Consider the following 14,717-nt stretch of genomic DNA (forward strand, 5'->3'; position numbering starts at 1 on the left):
TGCTTCCCTGTTTCCCATGGGTGAAGCGAAACGACGCAAGGAACTGGGCCTGATGCCGACCACCTTTCCGGTTGAGGTGCGGGCCACGAACGGCGAGGTCACGCTGACGGGCGGCCCCGACGATCCCGCCGTGCGCGAGCGGGTACTGGAGGGCCTGCGCTCGGCATTGCCGGGCGGGGCGACGTGGGAGCAGGGCTACCGCCAGCTCCACCTGATGATGGGCCGGGGCGCGGAGCCGGTCGCCACCCCCGAGGACCTCGCGGCCATTCCGGTTCCGGCGCAGCGGCGGCTGACGGGCGACCTCGTGCTGGGCGCCCGCTCGACCCCGCACGACGTGCTGCCGCTGGGCGAGGGGGCCTCCCTGCGCGTGCGGACCTCCGAAACCTCACACGACGGGGACACCTGGGAGCCGCTCGCGTTGCCGGAAGACGGCATGGAGCACCTGCTGCGCCATCCGCTGGCCCGTGAGCGCGGTCCCCTGCTGGGCACCCTGACCGCCGAACACTGGCGCGAGGGCCGCATCGACCTCGACGCCGAGCCGCCGGAGGCGTTGCTGGAACCGCTGGAGGACCTCGTGCGCGAGTGGAACGGCGAGGGCGAGGAGTGGCGGGAACGGCACCTGGAGTTGCTGGACGGTGGGACAGACGCAGACGCCGTGCCCCAGGCCATCCGCACCCGGCTGGAGCTGCGCGGGCTGCCGCTGCTCCCCTCGTCCGCCAACGAGCCCCACGCGGTTATCGGTGAGGGCGAGGACGCGCTGGCCGTCTACCTCTCGCCGCTGGCGTACACGCTGGACGGCGAGGACTGGCTCCCCTACGGCGGCGCGGAGGGCGAGGCGCTGGATTCCTCTTCCGGCTTCGGGGACCTGCTGACCCAGATGCTCGACGTGCAGACGGTACCCGTGACTGTGTGGGCCGACGGGCGGGTGGAGTGGCCGGAGGGTGACGTGCCGCAGGAGCAGGCCGACCGGGTCCGGGGCGACCTGCGCTCGGCAACCGGGGCAGGCGACCCGGCCGCGTGGGCCGAGTGGACCCGCACCCTCCTCGCGGAGACCTTCGCGGACGAGGCGCCGGACCTCACCGAGCGCGGGAACCTGCCTGCCGTGCAGGGCGTCCGGCTCGACCTCCCCACCGACAGCCTCACGGACCCCGACGACCCCGCGCAGTACTTCATCGAGTCGGAGGTGACCTTCGACGGCCAGACCTGGCGCGACCTCTACGCGGAGGAGCTGCCCGAGGAGTTGCGGGAGGAAGGAGAGGGTAGCGCGGCGAACTGACCCCTCCTTCCCGTTGGCCGCGTCACATCTTCGGTGGGCGCGGCTTTCCGCTGTCCCAGGCGTGGCGGATGACCCGCACGACCAACCACAGGCCGCCCAGCAGCACGCCGAGCAGCACCAGCAGGACCAGCAGTTCCAGGGGGCCGAAGTTGGGCATAGGCCAGCGTACCCCACTCCCGCGCCCCTTCATCCGGTGGGGGCGGCCGCCGTGCTAGACCGGCCCATGCGCCGTCTGCCCCTCCGCGCCCTCGCCCTGGCCGGTGCCCTGCTGGGTTCCCCGGCCCTCGCCGCCACCCCGGAGGTCTTCGTCGCCTATCCGCCGCCGGGCCACCGGGTCGCCTCCGACCATGTGCTGCTGGAGGGCAGCGTCCCAGCGGGCGCCACCCTGCGGATCGACGGCCGGGCGGCGGAGGTCGGGCCGGACGGCCTCTTCATCCTGTGGTGGCCGCTGCGGGTCGGCACCCAGGACCTGCGGCTGGTGACCAGCCTGCGCGGGGAGACGGGCACCCGCACCCTGCGGGTCACGCGGACCGTCCGGTCGGTGCTCCCCGCTGCGCCGACTGCTCTGGAAGCGGCGAGCATCCAGCCCGGCCACGATCACACCTTTTGGGACGCCGCCAGGGACAGCGGGGCCGAGCGCACCGTGCCGGTCGCGTTCCGGGGGTCGCCGAGGGGCCAGGCCAGCGTGCGGGTGGGCGGAGGTCCGGCCACGCCCCTGCGCGAGGTCGCGCCGGGCGAGTACCGGGGCGGGTACGTCCTGCCGCCCGCGCAGGCCCTGGCCGCCGCTCCGGTCACCGTCCGCCTGACCGGGCGGGACGGGCGGACCGTGACACGGACGGCCACCGGGCGCGTCACCAACCTGCCCGGCGCCGCCCCGCAACTCGCCGTGCAGCGCCCCGGTACCGTGCCCGGCCTTGCCCTGAACCCGGCCGATACGCTGCTCACGACCCTGTCGGGCGAGCCGCTGCTGTACCCCCGTGAGGGCATGACCTTCCGGGCGGTGGGCCGGGTCGGTCCCGACCTGCGGGTGCGCCTCGCGCCGGGGCAGGGGGCGCTGGTGACGGCGGCGCAGGTGGAGGTGCGCTCCGGCGTTCCCGCGCTCGCCCTCGCTGGGGCGCTGCGGGTGGAGGGCGTGGTGCCTGCGCCCACCGCCGTCATTCCAGCCCTGCCCCTCGCCGCCGCCCTCTCCGTGTTGCCTCCGGTCCCTGCACCCACCCCGCCCACGGGGGACCTCCGCCTGCGCCTGCCGCTCGGCGGGGCGCGGGTGCCCTTCACGCTGACGCAGCCGGAACCGGGAAAGCTCGTCCTCACCGTGTATGGCCTGACGACTCCGCCCGCGCTCCCACCGTCCACCACCGATCCTCTGCTGGCTGGCCTGGACGTGACCACGCCCGCGCCCGGCGTCACCCGCCTGACCCTGAGCCTGAACGCCGCGCAACTGTGGGGCTTTGCGGCGGGGTACGAGGAGGGCGACCTCGTGCTGAGCGTGCGCCGCCCACCCACGCTGGACCCGGCGCGGCCCCTGGCCGGGCGGGTAATCGTGCTGGACGCGGGGCATGGCGGCACCCAGAACGGGGGCGCGGGGGCGCTGCGGGTCCCTGAAAAGGACCTCGTGCTGCCCGTCACCCTCCGCGCCGCCGAGCTGCTGCGGGCACAGGGGGCCGACGTGCGGCTCACGCGGGACCGGGACGTGACCCTGGGCCTCTACGAACGCGGCCTCTTTGCAGAACTGGAGGAGGCCGACCTCCTCGTGTCCATCCATGCCAACGCCCTGCCCGACGGGCGCGACCCGCGCGGCATTCGCGGCCCGGAGGTCTATTTCACGCACCCGCAGGCACAGGCCCCCGCCGCCGCGATTCTGGCGGCGCTGCGGCGCACGCTGCCCGACCTCGGCCCCGGCGCGGGCCTCAAGCCGGGGGCCAACCTCGCCCTGACGCGGCCCAGTGGGCAGCCCAGCCTGCTGGTGGAGACGGGCTACCTGACCGACCCCGGCAACCTGCGCCTCCTGATGTCCCCGGCGGGGCGGGAGCGGCTGGCGGGGGCCATCGCGTCGGGCATCGCGGACTTTTACACGGCGCAGGTGCGGCCGGGTCAGCCCTGACCCAGCCGCGCTTCCAGCCACTGGGCCGTTTCTTCGGCCCCCATCTGCCGGGCCGCCTCGACCGCCGTGAAGCCGCCCGCGTCGCGGCGGTGGGGGTCGGCGCCGTGGGCGAGGAGCATCTCGATCATCTCCCCGCGCCCGAACATCGCCGCGAGCATCAGCGGGGTGCGGCCGTCCGGCCCGGTGCCGTCTACCCACGCCCCGTGCGCGAGCAGCAATTCCAGCATCGCCCGGTCGCCCCGGAAGGCGGCGGCCCCCAGCGGCGTCTGGCCGCGGTCGTTGAACAGCTCGGGGTCGGCGCCGTGCTCCAGCAGCAGCCGGGCCGCTTCAAAGTGGCCGTGGTAGCTCGCCAGCATCAGCAGGCTGTCGCCGCGCTGGTTGAGCAGGTTGGGGGGCAGGCCGCCCGAGAGCAGGGGCCGCAGCCGCTCGGCGTCCCCGAAGCGCACCAGTTCCAGCACGTCTTGCAGAAAGGCGAGGGTCTCGGCGTCGGGCACGGGGCGGGTGGAGTCGGACATGGGGGCAGTCTGACGCGGCCAGGGGCCGAGTGGAAAGGGGTTCAGGTGGGGGTCACCTGCGCCCCCTACGCTGGGGCATGTTCCGCCGTCTCTGGTTGTTCGCTGCCTTTGCCCTGGAAGTGGCGGCCTCTACCCACGCCCAGTCCGCGCCCGTCCTCCAGTTCCGGCTGGACCCCGAGGGATACCACGCCTACCAGAACGACCCGCCTCCACCCCTGACCCTCACCCTGACGCTGCGTAACCCCGGCCCCCGGCCCGTGACCGTGACCTGCCGGGCGGTGGGAGGTCCGGTGCTGAAACGGTTCACGGAGTTTCAAGACGGCGAATCGGTGCTGCGCGACGAGACCGTGGGCGAGTTGCGCCCGCAGGCCGGTGCGCCGGTCTGTCGCCGCGTGGGTGAGCGGCTGACTCTGGCGCCCCGCACGAGCTACACCTATGCGCGGGCGCTGGGGCCGCAGACGGTCGGGGCACAGGTCCACTACCGCAGCGGCTGGAACGTTAGCGCGGCGGCGGGGTCGGGGTGGTTGCGAAGCGGGACGGTCACGGCGCTGGTCGTGCCGGGAAGCCGCCCCATTCCCACGCCGACCCCGCAGGCCTATCAGGACGCCCTGGACGCCAGCCACGCCCGCTGGTACACCCGCAGCAGCCGCTCCTCCCGGCCAGAGACGCGCCTCTCCTTCGGGCTCGCGGATGAACTCTCGCGGGAGGCGTTCCTGGCCGAACTCAAAAAGCGCGGGCTGGACCCCGGCAGGGTGGACATTGAGGTCGCGCCGCCCGTGCAATTCCAGAAGAAGCCGACCTTGTCCCACACCGCCGCCGTCACCGTCGCGTCCGAAGCGCAGGGCTACGCCTTCACGCTGAAGGTGACGAACAGGACGGGCCAGCCGTTGAAGGTGTTCCAGCAGTATTGCGAGCTTCTCGCCATTGAGCGCGTATCGGATGGATTGCGGATGTGGGAGGTGGGCAACGGTCCCTGCCCAGCAGTTGGCGTTGCTCCCATCACCCTCCAGCCCAGCGAGTCCACCACCCGCGAGGCCCGCTGGGACGGCAAGGACAGCCTCGGCCGCCGCGTGCCGCCCGATCAGTACCGCGTGCGGCTGGGCCTGGGGCAGTTCGTGGGCGAGGCAGTATTCACGGTGAAGTGATGTGGCGGATGCGGCGGGGGCTCCTCGCCCTCGCACTGGCCCTCGGCAGAGGCGCCTCCGCACAGGCGGAGTTCCGGCTGGACCCACCGACCTACCGGGTCTCTGCCGACGACCCGGCGCGGCCAGTCTTCACCCTCACCGTCAGGAATGAGGGCCGGGAAGCGGTGCCGCTGCCGTTCTCGCCCGTCACGCGGGAGATGGCCTGTCCCGCTCTCCAGGTGGTTCGCAACGCCGACGCCCGGAGGGTGCACGACTCCGGCGACCAGGGGTGCCAGTCGGCCGTCCAGGTTCTCCGGGTCCAGCCGGGGGAAACCCGCACGCTGCCCGTCACGCTCCCTGTTCGTCTGGAGGCCGGGGAGTACCGGGTCCGCCTCCGCATTCCACCACCCGGCGGACATCCGGCCCGGTACGTCTCGGCCGATCTGCGGGTGTGGCGCCGCACCGACCCCGTGGAGCGCACGCCCTGGCCGCTGCTCTACCGCCTCGCCGTGCGGCTGAGCGGGGCGCAGACCCACGTCCTACAGGACGCGGGTGGCCGCCTGTCCTTCAAGTTCGTGGACGACCTCTCGCTGGCTGCCGCTCTGGGGACGCTGCGGCGCTGGCGGCTGGACCCCGGCCGGGTGGACCTCCGGGCAGCTCCCCCCGTGCGCTTGCCTACCAATACGAATCCCTACTGGCCCGTTTCGCGGCGCGTGACCGTCACGCCGCGGGGGTCCGGCTTCACCTTCACCCTGACCCTGACCAACCGGGCGGGGGAGGCGCTGAACATCTGGCATCACCCGTGTGACCCCGTTGCTGTGGAGCGCGTGCAGGACAGCGCATACGTCTACCAGCACGGCAACGGCCCCTGCCCCACCGTCCCCAATACGCCCGCCACCCTGCGGCCCGGCGAATCGGTCCGCCGGGAGGTGCGCTGGGATGGCCGCGACTCACTGGGGCGGCGCGTTCCACCTGGCGAGTACCGGGTCCGGTTCGCCTTCGGTGCGGCGACGGGCGAGACGGTCTTCACCCCGAAGTGAGCGCCCCCGCCGCTGTTAAACTTCCCTCTTATGGACCTCAAGGCTCAACTCAAAGCCGCCGTCGAACGGGCCGCCGCCGACCTCGGCGCACCCGTGGACGCGGCCATTCAGGAGACACCCGCCAACAAGCCCGGCGACTACGGCACCCCCGCCGCCTTTCAGATGGCAAAGGCCCTGGGCCAGAACCCCGCACAGGTGGCCGCGCAGCTCGCGCAGACCGTGCAACTCCCGGCGGGCATCGCGCGGGTGGAGGCGGCAGGTCCCTTCCTGAACTTCTTCGTGGACGTGGGGGCCTTCGTCAAGGCCGTGGTCGAGACGCCCTTCGCCATGCCTGCCCGCCCCGACAAAATTGTCATCGAGCACACCTCGGTCAACCCCAACAAGGAACTGCACGTCGGGCACCTCCGCAACGTGGTGCTGGGTGACTCCATGGCCCGCATCTTCCGGGCGGCGGGGTCGCGGGTCGAGGTCCAGAACTACATCGACGACACCGGGCGCCAGGCGGCCGAGGCCCTGTTCGCGGTGTCCCACTACGGCCGGGTCTGGGACGGTGAGCAGAAGTACGACCACTGGCTGGGCGAGGGATACGTGCGCCTCAACGCTGATCCGCAGAAGCCTGCGCTGGAAGAGGGCATCAGCGCCGTCATGCACCGCCTGGAAGCCGGGGAACTGCGCGGGGAGATTGAAAAGGTCGTCCGGGCACACCTGGACACCTGCTTCCGGCTGGGCGCCCGCTACGATCTGCTGAACTGGGAGTCAGATGTGGTGGGCAGCGGCTTTCTGAGTCAGGCGATGAACATCCTGGAGGGCAGCCGCTACACCTCGCGCCCGGCGGAGGGCAAGTACGCGGGCGCCTTCGTGATGGACGTGTCCGAGTTCATGCCGGGGCTGGAGGAACCCAACGTGGTCCTGGTGCGCTCCGGCGGCACCGCGATGTACGCCGCCAAGGACATCGGCTACCAGTTCTGGAAGTTCGGCCTCTTCGAGGGGATGCGGTTCAAGCCCTTCACCACCGACCCCGAGGGGAATACCGTCTGGACCAGCGCCCCCGACGGCGAACCCGACACCGAGCGCCGTTTTGGGCACGCCGACGAGGTCATCAACGTGATCGACTCGCGCCAGGACCACCCCCAGACGGTGGTGCGCTCGGCCCTGGGCGTGGCGGGCGAGGCGGAGAAAAAGGAACGGTCCATCCACCTCTCCTACGCCTTCGTCACGCTGGAGGGCCAGACCATCTCCGGGCGCAAGGGGATCGCGGTCAGCGCCGACGACGCGATGGACGAGGCCGAGCGCCGGGCACTGGCGGTGCTTTCCGAGATCAACCCCGACCTCGCCGCCAGAGGGGACGCCCGCGAGATCGCCCGGCGCATCGGCATCGGCGCGATTCGCTTCGCCATGCTGAGGGCCGAGCCGACCCGCATCGTGGACTTCCGCTGGGAGCAGGCGCTCGCGCTTCAGGGCGACACCGCGCCCTATGTCCAGTACGCCGCCGTCCGCGCCGCGAACATCCTCCGCAGGGCAGGAGAGGCCGGGTACGCGGTGGACGCCACCGGGGCCGACTGGGACGCCCTGCCCGACGTGGACCTCACCCTCGCCAAGCAGGTCGCCCGCTTGCCCGAGGTCGTGGCCCAGAGCGTCCGCATCCACTCGCCGCATGTGGTGGCCCAGTATGCCCTCGATCTCGCCACGTCCTTCAACGCCTGGTACAACGCCAAGGACAGGGCCGGAAAGCCCGCCACCAACGTCCTGCAAAGCCCCGAGGGACTGCGCGAGGCCCGGCTCGCCCTGGTGGGGAGGTTGCGCCGCGCCTTCGAGGAGACGCTGGACCTGATCGGCATCGAGGTTCCGGCGGCGATGTAACCGCCCGGAAGGGGAGAGGGCCGGGGAGACATTTTCCCAGGCCCTCTCCCCTTGCTCCCAGCCTCAGCGGCGCAGCGCCTGCTCGGTGGCCTGCGCCTCCAGCCCTCCGAAGAAGTCGGCGAGCTGGTCAGCCACCTTGGGCGAGAAACGGTTCCCGCCGAGGTGCGGGCCGCTCAGCTGCACGAAGCGGCTGGGGCCGGGAGCCGCGCGGTTTCTCAGGCGCATGGCGTTCGTCTCCAGCGGCACCACGTCGTCGTCGGGGCTGGCGACGAGGAAAAGGGGCAGGCGCGGGGCCCGCTCAGCGAGCATGAGGGGGTTGAGGTCCGGCGTGGGCTCACGTTCCTCCAGTCCGTAGGCGTGGTTGATCTCCGCCCGGCGGGTCAGGGCGGTGCCCCAGGCGTTTCTCAGGTCGGTCCAGGGGTCGATCAGGGCCACGCCGCCCACCGGGTAGGGGCTGCCCGGCAGGGCGCTGCGCAGCGCGAGCAGCCCGCCCATGCTGATCCCCAGGGCGTAGGTGCGCCCATTCCAGGCAAAATGTGCCCCCGCCTCTTGCCGCAGGCTGGCGACCTGCGCGAGCGCGGCGGGACTGCCCCAGGTGCTCTCGCCGCCGTCGTCGCTGAGCAGCACCGCCAGCGGCACGTCCAGCAGGGCCTCCACGAGCACGCTGACCTGCGTGCTCTCCAGCAGCCGCTCGGCACTCTGCCCGCGCGGGTGCGACACGACCACCAGCGCACATTCCTGGCGGTAACACGCGGGCGGCACCCGCAGGAACGACGGGCCGCTGACCCGCTCCAGCCGCACGGTGTCGGGCTTTTTGGGGAGGGGCAGCGGAGGGACGGCAGTGGTGGCCGCCGCGCCCGTCACGGCAAGGGCAGCGGCCAGGGTCGTCAGCAGGGAAAGGGCGAAGCGGCGCATCAACCGGAGCACTCTACCGTCCCGGCGGTGACCCTGTCCTGACGTGCCCGCTGAAGGCCCTCTCATCGGGCTTGATGGACGATCTCAGCGCCCGAAGATCAACAGTCCCAGCCGCCTGCCCAGCAGCAGTCGCCCGATCACCATCGGGATCAGCAGCGCGATCAGGAAATACAGGGTCGCCGTCACGGCGAGGCTGAGCGGGCCGCCGTCCGGAATGCCCACCCCGTATTCCAGGAATTGCAGCAGGGCCGGGTGGATCAGGTAGATGGGCAGGCTGACCGTCCCCAGCGTGGCGATGGCCCGCCGCAGGGTGCCGCCGCCCTCCGGCCCCCGCCGCTGCCAGGCGTAGGCGGCGCCCAGCAGGGTCAGCGCCACCAGGATGGAGTAGCCCCAGTTCAGCGCGTTGTAGGTCAGCGGCACGGTGGGCTCACCTTTCAGGTTGCCCACGGCGGTCGGCAGGTACAGCGCGAACACCACCGCCAGCGCCCCCAGCAGCAGCGGCAGCCGCCTGCGCCACCACGCCGGGAACTCGTCCAGCCGCGCCCCCACCCCGATGCCGGTCAGCACTGGGAGCAGGTACCACAGCACGGTGCTCGCCGGAAATTGCAGGGTGAGCACCTCGCGGTTCAGGAAGTACATCCCGAGCTGGGCCGCCGCACCCAGCGCCAGCATCAGCCCAATGGGGGGACGCCGCCGGGCCAGCGGCAGCAGCAGCGGCAGCAGCAGGTAAACCTCGAGCGCCACGAGCAGGAAGTACAGGTGGAAGCTCGCCTTGCCGTACAGCAGCCAGAAGCTCCAGCGTTCCGGGTCCGTGAGCTGCTCGGGGGGGCGCTGGGTGGTGCCCACGTACCACACGGCGTACAGGGCGCTCCACAGCACGTAGGGCCACGCCCCACGGGTGACGCGCCGGGTGAAGTAGCGCCGCAAGTCGAACTTCTTCAGCAGGCTGCGCGTCAGCACCACCGCCGAGAGGAACACGAAGGCGGGCACCGCGAAGTGCAGGGTGCGGTTGAGGATGAGCAGCAGCTCGTGCGCGAGCGACCCCGCCTCGGCGTGCCGCAGGGCCATGCCGCTGGTGTGGTGCGCCACGACCTCCATGATGGTCAGCCCCCGAAAGGTGTCCACTGCTGTGAGGCGCGGGGCAGCCGTCGCCCCCTGCTCCAGCGGCGCGGCGGGCGAGGAAGCCAGGGCAGGCGTGGGGGAAGCAGGCTCGGACATCCAGGGGTCACTCTACCCGCCCCGCGCATGAGGGGCGTCCATCCAAAGGCGGGGGGCGGCTCATGGAGGCCGGGGGAAGGGCGGCTAGCCCCGTCCCCGCACCTCGTACCCCGCCCCCCGCAGCAGGGCGGCGGCCCGCGCCACGTCCGCCGCAGTTTCCAGCCCCAGCCGCAGGGCGCCCCCCTCCTCGCGGATGGCGAGCACCTCAATGTCCTTGATGTTCACGCCCGCCTCGCCCAGCGCCTGGGTCACGGCCCCGATCTGGTTGGGGCGGTCGGGCATGGCGACCACGAGGTCGTGCCGGGGCGGGAGCAGGCTGCGGCGCACCACGGGCAGGCTGTCACGGGTACGCTTGCCCTCGGCGGCGGCGGCGAGCAGGTCGCCGGGGCGCTCCAGGTCGGCCTCCAGCCGCTCCAGCCCGCGCCGGAAGCGGGCCAGGGCTTCCCGCAGGGCCTCCCGGTTTTCCACGACCATGTCGCGGCTCATCCGGGGATCGCCGCTGGCCACCCGCGTGAGATCGCGGAAGCCCCCCGCCGCGAGCAGGCTCAGCCGCTCGTCCCGCGCCACGAGGTGCGTCAGCGCGAGGCTCACGAGGTAAGGCAGGTGGCTGACCGTCGCCACCAGGCTGTCGTGTGCCTCGGGCGGCATGACGACCGGGGCCGCCCCCAACGCCTCCACGAGCTGCCGGGCGCGGCTCAGGGCCGTCAGCGAGGTGTATTCGGTTGGCGTGAGCACCCAGACCGCGTTTTCCAGTAGCGCCGCCCGCGCGTGCGTGACCCCGCCGCGCTCGCTGCCCGCCATCGGGTGCCCCGGCACGAAGCCGCGCACCCCCAGCGCGTCCAGTTCGGCGGCGATGCCCGCCTTGACGCTGCCCACATCGGTCACCAGCGCGTCTGGCGACAGGAAGGGGGCCAGTTCGTGGGCCAGCGGCCCCAGCGCCCCCATCGGCGCGGCGAGCACCACGAGGTCGCACTCCCGCAGCCATTCGCCGGGCGCGGCCTGAACCTCGTCCACCACGCCGAGCGCCTCGGCCTCGCGCAGCACGTCCATGCTGGCGTCGTACCCGATCACCCGGCGGGCCAGCCCCCGCTCGCGCAGTCCCAGCGCCACGCTGCCCCCGATCAGCCCCACCCCCGCGATGGCGGCACGCTGAAAGGCAAGCGGGGAAGGCGTGGGGGACGCGAAATCGGCCATGCGGGTCACACCGTAGCATGAGGGTCCCGGCGCCTACCCCCGGCGTTTGCGGCGGCGGTAGGTCAGCAGATCGGCGTACATCCGGGTGCGGGCGCGGGCGCCTTTCCAGAAGCCGCGCTTGGTCTCCTTGAGGACCTGCCGCACCTGCCCCAGCTCCACGTAGCCCCAGCGGGCGCCCGTCTCGCGCAGATGGTCGGTGATGGGCGGTTCGGGCCAGCGTTCCTCGCCCAGCCGGGGCACCGAGAGCAGCCAGTCGCGGCGGCAGGCCCGCTGCCCGCTGAGGTTGGGGGTGAGCTTGTTGCCCCAGTCGCTCGCAAAGCTGCCGCCCCCCTCAAAGACCCCGATCGCCATGTCGAGGTCGCCCGCCAGCACAGGCGCCAGAAGCTGCTCCAGATGCTCCCGCGTCAGCCCCACGAGGTCGGCGTCCAGCATCACCACGTAGTCGGCGGTCGCCGCCTCCAGCGCGGCCTTCAGGGCCGGACCCTTGCCGCGGTTGTGCGGCAACTCCACCACCCGCGCTCCCGCTGCCCGCGCCACTTCGGCCGTGAGGTCGGCGCTCCCGTCGCTCGCCACGACGACCTCCGGGGTGAAGTCCAGGGCCACCTGCACCACGGTCGCCACGGTGTCTTCCTCGTTGTACGCCGGAATCACGACCGCCACGCGGGGGGGGGAGGGGGGGACGGGCGACGACATCAGGCCGCATGGTACTTCACCCCCAGCCAGCAGACGAACGCCCCTCGCCGTGGGGAGAGGGGCTGAGGGGGAGGTGGGTCTGCTTCAGCCCTTGCGGTGCGTCAGCATCTCGTGGCGGTGGACCACCTTGGCGCGGGGGCGGCCCTGCTGCTCACCCTGAGCGAGTTCATGGGCGTCGAGGACCTGCCAGTCGTGGTAGGTGTACACGTCCACGCCCTTGCCGCGCAGCAGGGCGTCCACGGTCTCCCGGCTGGGCTGGGGGGCGGCAGGCAGCGCCCCGGCCTGGGCATCGGCGAGCAATCCGGCCACCGTGTCCACCGCATCCTTCTTGTTCGTGCCGATTACGCCGCTGGGACCGCGCTTGATCCACCCGGCGGTGTACTCACCGGGGCGGCCCTCCACCCGGCCCTCCGCGTTGGGAATCACGCCCCGGCGCTCGTCGAAGGGCACGCCGGGCAGCGCGACCCCCTTGTACCCCACCGAGCGCAGCACCATCTGCACGGGCAGCACTTCGTACTCGCCGGTGCCCACCGCGTTGCCCGACTCGTCCAGCACGTTGCGCTCGACCTTCAGGCCGCCCACGTGCCCGGTGCCGTCGTCCAGAATCTCGACGGGCGACACCAGAAAGCGCAGGTGGATGCGCCGCTCCTTGCCCTCGGGCGTCCGCACGGCGAAGTCGCGCAGCACCTCCAGATTCTTCTTCACGGTGTTGTCGGTGATCAGCGCCTCGGTCGCTTCATCGATCTGCACCTCGGCGGGCTTCACGATAGGGTCGGCGGCGCTCAACTCGCCGAACTCGCGCAGCTCCTTGGTCGTGAACTTGGCCTGCGCCGCGCCCCGGCGCCCCAGCACCCACACGTCGCGGACCTGGCTCCGCTCCAGCACCTCCAGCGCGTGCCCGGCGATGTCTGACCCTCGCAGCTCGTCGACCGTCTTGACCAGGATGCGGCTTACGTCGAGCGCCACGTTGCCCACGCCGACCACAGCCACCCCCTGTGCATTCAGCACCAGCTCGCGGGCTGCCGCGTCGGGGTGGCCGTTGTACCAAGCGACGAACTCGGTCGCGCTCATCGAGCCCCGGAGGTCCTCGCCGGGAATCCCCAGGCGGCGGTCGGCACTCGCGCCCACCGTGTAGATGATGGCGTCATAGAGGCCCCGCGCTTCCTCGTGGGTGAGGTCAGTCCCGAACTCCACGTTGCCCAGAAAGCGCACACGGGGGTCCGAGAGCACCTTCTCGAACGCCCTGGTCACGCTCTTGATGGTCAGGTGGTCGGGGGCCACCCCGTAGCGCACCAGTCCGTAGGGGGTGGGCAGGCGGTCGAATACGTCGACCTCGACCGGCAGGGCCGTCTGCTTGGTCAGCGCCTCGGCGGCGTAGATGCCGCTTGGACCGCTGCCGATCACGGCCACCCGCAGGGGGCGGCCCAGGGAGGGGGAAAAGGTCTGCTCGCTCATCGCTGCCGAGTGTAGCGGGGGTGGCCTGGCCGGAGGGTGCGGTCATTCCCCTGGGCGGGACGGGAGCAGCCCCACAGCAAAACGCCACCCGGCATGAACCGGATGGCGCTGTGGATTGGAGGGGATCAGGCCGCCGAGATCGTCGCCAGCGCCCGCTCGTCCTTGAGGGTGATCTTGCCGTACCCGGCGCTGATCACGCCCTCGCGGCTGAGTTCGCCCACCACCTTGGTCACCGTCTCGCGCACCGAGCCGACGGCGGCGGCGAGTTCGTCGTGGGTGGCGTAAATCATCGTCTCGCCGGAGTCGAGCTGGGTCGCCAGCGCGGTATCCTTGAGCTCCAGCAGCTCGCCCGCGATGCGTGCCCGCAGGCGCTTGCCCACCAGCCGGTAGATGCTCTCGTAAGCCCGCTCCAGCGTCTTGACGAGGTGCGTGGTCACGATGAGGTTGTCCTCAGCGCTCATCAGGGCGGGGTTGATCACGTCCACGGTGGAGTCGGTCACGGCCTCCGCGAAGTAAGCGCGGTTCACGCCCGCCAGCGCTTCCTCGCCAAAGTACTCGCCGGGCTTGACGTAGCGCAGGGTCAGGCCATTGCCGTCGTCGTCCATGGTGTGCACGCGCACCAGGCCGCTCGCCACGCGGTAGAGCATGTCGCTCTTGCCGGGGTAGAGAATCACGGCGCCGGGCCGGTAGGTCACAGTGTCCACGAAGGTCTTGGTCAGAGAAGTGGTGTGCGTCATTGGGTCGCCTCCTGGCGTTGAAGTTGGGTCGGGCGCCGGACCATCCCGGCATGGATCACAGTGTAACCCAAGGTCACTATTTTGTAAACACTTTTGTTTCTTTAAGCAGTATTTAGCTTACAAAGCTGAGAGGGGAGGAGGAGCCTCCGAAGTGGCTCTAGGACGCAGAAACTCCATCTGCTTCCGCACGCCCATCCTCACCTCACCCTCATAGAAGATGGCATTCCAATGGAGTGTTCCGAGGTACGTTAGGCGAGGCGGGAAGGCAGAGGACCGTCGGCGGCGAGTAGGCTGCTCGGGTGACCCCAGGCGCGCACGAGATCCCCCTGGATTGTCCCCGTTGCCACCACGAGACGGGGATGAGCATGGAGGCGTCCTTCACGTCGCAGACCGTGGTTTGCCCGGCGTGCGGTGGGCCGATCCACTGGGAAAGTTGTCCACGCTGTGAAACCGGGTATCAGGCAGACGTTCCAGGTCAACCCTGCCCAGAGTGCCCCTAACGCTGGCTTATGGGACAGGGCCGTCCGGCCGGGGTTGACCCGGCTCCGAACGGCCCTGCTTACTTTTCGCGTGCGACTTAGAGTTCGTC

14 protein-coding genes (1 of these 14 running past the window's edge) are annotated in these 14,717 nt (G+C 71.4%); 5 read left to right on the forward strand and 9 right to left on the reverse strand.

Annotated features, from left to right (window positions below):
• The first annotated feature begins 16 nt into the window (after window positions 1-16).
• Window positions 17-1,276, forward strand: coding sequence for a hypothetical protein (locus F8S09_RS02435; protein WP_227978434.1), 1,260 nt, complete (start codon window positions 17-19; stop codon window positions 1,274-1,276).
• 22 nt (window positions 1,277-1,298) lie between these two features.
• On the opposite strand, the gene F8S09_RS18115 is transcribed toward F8S09_RS02435, so the two are convergent.
• On the reverse strand, window positions 1,299-1,433 hold the full coding sequence (locus tag F8S09_RS18115; protein WP_265468987.1) for a hypothetical protein: 135 nt from the start codon (window positions 1,431-1,433) through the stop codon (window positions 1,299-1,301).
• A gap of 66 nt (window positions 1,434-1,499) precedes the next feature.
• On the opposite strand from F8S09_RS18115, the gene F8S09_RS02440 reads away from it, so the two are divergent.
• The gene (locus F8S09_RS02440) at window positions 1,500-3,377 is read left to right on the forward strand and encodes an N-acetylmuramoyl-L-alanine amidase family protein (RefSeq protein WP_152868619.1); all 1,878 of its coding nucleotides are present in this window, start codon (window positions 1,500-1,502) and stop codon (window positions 3,375-3,377) included.
• On the opposite strand, the gene F8S09_RS02445 is transcribed toward F8S09_RS02440, so the two are convergent.
• A complete protein-coding gene (locus tag F8S09_RS02445; RefSeq protein WP_152868621.1) occupies window positions 3,368-3,892 on the reverse strand; it encodes an ankyrin repeat domain-containing protein in 525 nt (174 codons plus the stop codon). The two genes, F8S09_RS02440 and F8S09_RS02445, sit on opposite strands and share 10 nt — an antisense overlap.
• A gap of 77 nt (window positions 3,893-3,969) precedes the next feature.
• Here F8S09_RS02445 and F8S09_RS02450 point away from each other — a divergent pair, with 77 nt between their 5' ends.
• Genes F8S09_RS02450 through F8S09_RS02460 form a run of 3 tightly spaced genes read left to right on the forward strand, consistent with a single transcriptional unit; the run spans window position 3,970 to window position 7,916 of the window.
• Window positions 3,970-5,037 carry a hypothetical protein gene (locus F8S09_RS02450; protein WP_152868623.1) on the forward strand — a complete coding sequence of 356 codons (1,068 nt, stop codon included), beginning with the start codon at window positions 3,970-3,972 and terminating at the stop codon, window positions 5,035-5,037.
• 8 nt (window positions 5,038-5,045) lie between these two features.
• Window positions 5,046-6,056, forward strand: coding sequence for a hypothetical protein (locus F8S09_RS02455; protein WP_152868625.1), 1,011 nt, complete (start codon window positions 5,046-5,048; stop codon window positions 6,054-6,056).
• A gap of 30 nt (window positions 6,057-6,086) precedes the next feature.
• The gene (locus F8S09_RS02460; protein WP_152868627.1) at window positions 6,087-7,916 is read left to right on the forward strand and encodes an arginine--tRNA ligase; all 1,830 of its coding nucleotides are present in this window, start codon (window positions 6,087-6,089) and stop codon (window positions 7,914-7,916) included.
• A 63-nt stretch (window positions 7,917-7,979) separates the two neighbouring features.
• Here the strand turns inward: F8S09_RS02460 and F8S09_RS02465 are convergent, their stop codons facing one another.
• The 7 genes from F8S09_RS02465 to gyrA form a co-directional block, all read right to left on the reverse strand.
• Entirely contained in the window at window positions 7,980-8,831 is an 852-nt protein-coding gene (locus F8S09_RS02465; RefSeq protein WP_152868629.1) for an alpha/beta hydrolase family protein, read from the reverse strand.
• Between the two features lie 84 nt (window positions 8,832-8,915).
• Window positions 8,916-10,049, reverse strand: coding sequence for an acyltransferase (locus F8S09_RS02470; RefSeq protein WP_152868631.1), 1,134 nt, complete (start codon window positions 10,047-10,049; stop codon window positions 8,916-8,918).
• An 84-nt stretch (window positions 10,050-10,133) separates the two neighbouring features.
• Window positions 10,134-11,243 carry a prephenate dehydrogenase gene (locus tag F8S09_RS02475; RefSeq protein ID WP_152869963.1) on the reverse strand — a complete coding sequence of 370 codons (1,110 nt, stop codon included), beginning with the start codon at window positions 11,241-11,243 and terminating at the stop codon, window positions 10,134-10,136.
• Between the two features lie 33 nt (window positions 11,244-11,276).
• A complete protein-coding gene (locus F8S09_RS02480) occupies window positions 11,277-11,936 on the reverse strand; it encodes a glycosyltransferase family 2 protein (protein WP_152868633.1) in 660 nt (219 codons plus the stop codon).
• A gap of 84 nt (window positions 11,937-12,020) precedes the next feature.
• The gene (locus tag F8S09_RS02485) at window positions 12,021-13,391 is read right to left on the reverse strand and encodes an FAD-dependent oxidoreductase (RefSeq protein WP_152868635.1); all 1,371 of its coding nucleotides are present in this window, start codon (window positions 13,389-13,391) and stop codon (window positions 12,021-12,023) included.
• A 125-nt stretch (window positions 13,392-13,516) separates the two neighbouring features.
• Entirely contained in the window at window positions 13,517-14,128 is a 612-nt protein-coding gene (locus tag F8S09_RS02490) for a helix-turn-helix domain-containing protein (RefSeq protein WP_152868637.1), read from the reverse strand.
• 577 nt (window positions 14,129-14,705) lie between these two features.
• Window positions 14,706-14,717, reverse strand: partial view of a DNA gyrase subunit A gene (gene gyrA, locus F8S09_RS02495; RefSeq protein WP_152868640.1) — the 3' end only. 2,418 nt of this gene lie beyond the right edge of the window; only the last 12 of its 2,430 coding nucleotides appear in the window; the start codon falls outside the window, past its right edge; it ends in the stop codon at window positions 14,706-14,708.

It is taken from the genome of Deinococcus terrestris, from assembly GCF_009377345.1.
GTDB classification, from domain to species: Bacteria; Deinococcota; Deinococci; order Deinococcales; family Deinococcaceae; genus Deinococcus; species Deinococcus terrestris.

Bases quoted from the DNA above. Each gene is read 5' to 3' on its own strand.
- F8S09_RS02450 (WP_152868623.1), top strand. From the start codon at position 3,970: ATGTTCCGCCGTCTCTGGTTGTTCGCTGCCTTTGCCCTGGAAGTGGCG.
- F8S09_RS02445 (WP_152868621.1), bottom strand. From the start codon at position 3,892: ATGTCCGACTCCACCCGCCCCGTGCCCGACGCCGAGACCCTCGCCTTT.
- F8S09_RS18115 (WP_265468987.1), bottom strand. From the start codon at position 1,433: ATGCCCAACTTCGGCCCCCTGGAACTGCTGGTCCTGCTGGTGCTGCTC.
- F8S09_RS02490 (WP_152868637.1), bottom strand. From the start codon at position 14,128: ATGACGCACACCACTTCTCTGACCAAGACCTTCGTGGACACTGTGACC.
- F8S09_RS02470 (WP_152868631.1), bottom strand. From the start codon at position 10,049: ATGTCCGAGCCTGCTTCCCCCACGCCTGCCCTGGCTTCCTCGCCCGCC.
- F8S09_RS02440 (WP_152868619.1), top strand. From the start codon at position 1,500: ATGCGCCGTCTGCCCCTCCGCGCCCTCGCCCTGGCCGGTGCCCTGCTG.
- F8S09_RS02455 (WP_152868625.1), top strand. From the start codon at position 5,046: ATGCGGCGGGGGCTCCTCGCCCTCGCACTGGCCCTCGGCAGAGGCGCC.
- F8S09_RS02475 (WP_152869963.1), bottom strand. From the start codon at position 11,243: ATGGCCGATTTCGCGTCCCCCACGCCTTCCCCGCTTGCCTTTCAGCGT.
- F8S09_RS02465 (WP_152868629.1), bottom strand. From the start codon at position 8,831: ATGCGCCGCTTCGCCCTTTCCCTGCTGACGACCCTGGCCGCTGCCCTT.
- F8S09_RS02460 (WP_152868627.1), top strand. From the start codon at position 6,087: ATGGACCTCAAGGCTCAACTCAAAGCCGCCGTCGAACGGGCCGCCGCC.
- F8S09_RS02485 (WP_152868635.1), bottom strand. From the start codon at position 13,391: ATGAGCGAGCAGACCTTTTCCCCCTCCCTGGGCCGCCCCCTGCGGGTG.
- F8S09_RS02480 (WP_152868633.1), bottom strand. From the start codon at position 11,936: ATGTCGTCGCCCGTCCCCCCCTCCCCCCCCCGCGTGGCGGTCGTGATT.
- F8S09_RS02435 (WP_227978434.1), top strand. From the start codon at position 17: ATGGGTGAAGCGAAACGACGCAAGGAACTGGGCCTGATGCCGACCACC.